At 56.5% G+C, this 3,078-nt stretch carries 1 protein-coding gene and 2 pseudogenes; all 3 read right to left on the bottom strand.

Going from position 1 to position 3,078, the window contains the following annotated elements:
* Positions 1–288: 288 nt before the first annotated feature.
* Positions 289–474, bottom strand: a pseudogene (locus D8Y22_RS23040) (cell division control protein Cdc6); the annotation flags it as partial.
* A gap of 2 nt (positions 475–476) precedes the next feature.
* A pseudogene (locus D8Y22_RS23260) lies at positions 477–1,040 on the bottom strand (hypothetical protein).
* The gene (locus tag D8Y22_RS20060) at positions 1,037–1,963 is read right to left on the bottom strand and encodes a helix-turn-helix transcriptional regulator (RefSeq protein WP_141466423.1); all 927 of its coding nucleotides are present in this window, start codon (positions 1,961–1,963) and stop codon (positions 1,037–1,039) included. Before D8Y22_RS20060 ends, D8Y22_RS23260 begins: the two are co-directional and overlap by 4 nt.
* Positions 1,964–3,078: the final 1,115 nt, after the last annotated feature.

Below are 3,078 nucleotides of genomic sequence, written 5' to 3'. Positions count from 1 at the left end.
CGACTTCTAGTCTAGTTAAAGTGACTATTTTAGACGCTAGTGCCCACACCATGATAGGTCGCAGCTAATTTCGAAAGCGTGCAACGGGCTATACTAGGAAGATACGGCCAAATATTTGGTTCGGCGATTGCGCTCAGTCTTCAGATTGAACGGGATATCGGCCACGATTGAGGAGGTTGCACCCCACGTTTCCGACGTATCAAGAGATACACTCGTGATCAGGGGTGTGGGAGGTCACTGAAACGTGAGCTATGCCAAATCCTCTAGCCGGCTGTCCCGGAGGACAGATTACAACACGATGCCGGTATCCTGAACCAGCCGATGCTCAAGATAACTGCCTTCACCCCGGCCACCACCGGTTCGAGTCGATTCTACGACTCCGAGGAACGCCTGCTCTTTCAACAGCTCGTAGACGCGGTGCTCGCTGCGAGTCTTCGCATCAGCCTTCTCTGTCGTCGCTTGACACCGTTCGTAATCTACTCAATGGGACGGACTGTGTCGCCATCTCGGTGGACCTGGTCGAACGTTGAGAGATACGCGAGCCGGTCGTGAACCTCGTCGGTATCCAGCTCCAGTTCGGGAGCCAGTTCGTCGACGGTCATCGGCTCGTCGAGTGCCTGGAGGACTTCGAGCCCCGGTAGTACCGATTCGTGAGCTCCTGGACGCGGGCCTCGATCGGCGTGGTCACCCCGTACTGCTCCTTGAGTTCAACCAAGGCCTCGTTCGCGAACGTAGCGAACTGATCGACCCCCAGACGTTCGATCTGGGCTTCGAGCTCATCCCGGACGACGTCGTAATCGAGGCCGGCCTGCACGAGCATATTCATGTCCTCGATGTCGTCGTCACGGCCCGCGATCAGTTTGAGCAGGAAGATATCCTCGGTGCTGACCAGCCGGACCGTCAGTCGCTCCAGGTTGAGGAACGGCTCGCTGCGCTCTTGCAGGCCATCGGTGCAGGTAGACCGTAAGCGGTTCAGAGACCCCCGTTCCGATTCGCTGGAATTCGTTCTCGATGTACTCGTGTCCGAATGTTGGTCTCATTGTGGGGGTTGCACCTCGTAGTCAGCCGCCAGCTTCTGGAACTCGTCCCACTCCGGGAGACGGTTGTCGTCGACCTCGCCGTGCGTCTCAAGGTAGCGGAGCAAGGCGTCGATTTCGTCTTCGAGGTCATACTTCGCTGCCTGCTCTCGGAGATTTTCCTCGTCGACGTCGACATGGCTGAGCAGGAGCAGACAGTACGAGCGGTGTCGGCTACCGTCGTCGATCAAGAGGGTATGACAGCAGAGCTCCGCCGTCGAGACTGCGTCGAGTTCCTCGGAGTAGACGTAGTAGCGGTGGCCGGTGAGCAGGAACTGGAGGTCGAAGTCCACGAATCGAGCAAGGCCGGTTTCGTGGAACTCCTTTGCGTCGATATCCGTCTCGGCCTGGGCAAGGAATTCGTCGTAGTCCTCCCAGAGAATCGTACCCTTCGGGACCACGGCTTCGAGGCGGTGGCGATGCAGATGGTGTGCAAGTTCCCGAGCGAACTCGTGGAGGCGGTCGAAATCGGCGTTGAACTTGTATCGACCATCGTCCGCGCCGACGAGACCACGGTCACGAAACCGCTTAAGGACGCGGTTGACCGTGTTGCGGTAGTTGTCGCTCTGGTCGGCGATCTCGGAGACGGTTCGCGGCTGGTCGAGATAGTACAGCACCTCGAGTGCCTTGCCGGTCAGCAGCTCGGGGAACTCGATGTGGGAGTGCTGACGGACGAGGTCCTGGTAGAGTTCGACGGCGCGAGCATCCGACGGGACGACTCGTTTTCGCCGGCCATCGCGTTCCGTATAGACGAGTCCCTTCTCGACGAGGTCGGCGACGGCACGGGAAAGGTAACTCTCGCTGTGGTCGAGCTTCGTCGCGAGTTCGGAGATCGTGTCGCCGCGGTCGACCGTGGCGAGGACCTCGAGTTCGATGAGCCGGAGCACGGTGTAACATAATACGAAACATGTTTATAAAGAAGTTTCGAGTAGTGTTACAGTCAGCAGGCACGGGAGCCGTCTTCATCGTCTTAACCAACAAACCTATGGGTTCGTGGGCCGTATTGGTTAACACTCCGTACGAGTCTTTGACTGAGCTCGGACTGTGAACGAGTGTTCCTCAGGATATCGAGAGGATTGGTTGTAGTGCTGCCCCTCTTGTACTGAAACCCCGTCGAGCAATTTTTAGTGGGTTCACCGTCCCGAATTCGTGGGAATCATACGTTTCTTTCGGTGAGGACCAAGAGAGGACAATCATCCAGCGAGGCGTTCCTGACACAGTGCTATTCGTAGCTCGCATCAGTACTCCCCGAATTTGCTCCGCTTACCCCGTGGTCGACCAATTTTATCGAAATCGTGGTGAGCCGGCAGCTCGTCGAGGTACTTTCTACGCTCTCAAATCGTCTCGACGGGGTTCTCCTGCTATTTGAGCGCGTTATTTCGCCTTGCATATCGCGGTTTTCGTCCAAAGAAAGAGGCGATATGCGGTGTGCGAAGGCCGCCGTCTCTCTCCGGCCGAGGGGCCACCTCTGGAGTCCTGACTTTCAAAATTTATCAGTTTGAGAGAACAGTTTCGTCTACTGAGTCACCGGGACGATTGTCGTCCCAACGACCAGCCCAGGGTATCGAGATCGGGTCCTCGCCAGCCCTGTCTGTGAGTCCGTCTCGTTGGTCCCCGATGTTGATGACGGCGGTGCGTGTGTCCTGAACTATGGATACGCGCAGTGGGCCCTCGTCGCGTGAATCATAGTCTCGCCGGATGATATCGCGTGGGTTCATACCTGTGTCTCGTAGTGCCGGCAAGTCAACGCAGTGGGCACGTCAACAAGCCCCTCTACCTTGTTTTTGATTACGATCGGGATTTCGTATCGAATGACTAATTCGACCCCGATCCAATATCCCATCAATAGTTGGACCAGTCAGAAGACGGGGTTGGAAGATACTGCCGACAGAATCATTTTTCCAGTCGTATGTGTTTAGCCCGAGCTGATTTCGGTACTCTCTCGTAGAAAGCGTTCAACGGACGCGATATGAACAGGCAGCAGACATCGGATACGACTCTC

The organism is Salinadaptatus halalkaliphilus (assembly GCF_006543045.1).
Lineage (GTDB): Archaea > Halobacteriota > Halobacteria > Halobacteriales > Natrialbaceae > Salinadaptatus > Salinadaptatus halalkaliphilus.
This window is presented reverse-complemented; position numbering and strand designations above follow the sequence as displayed.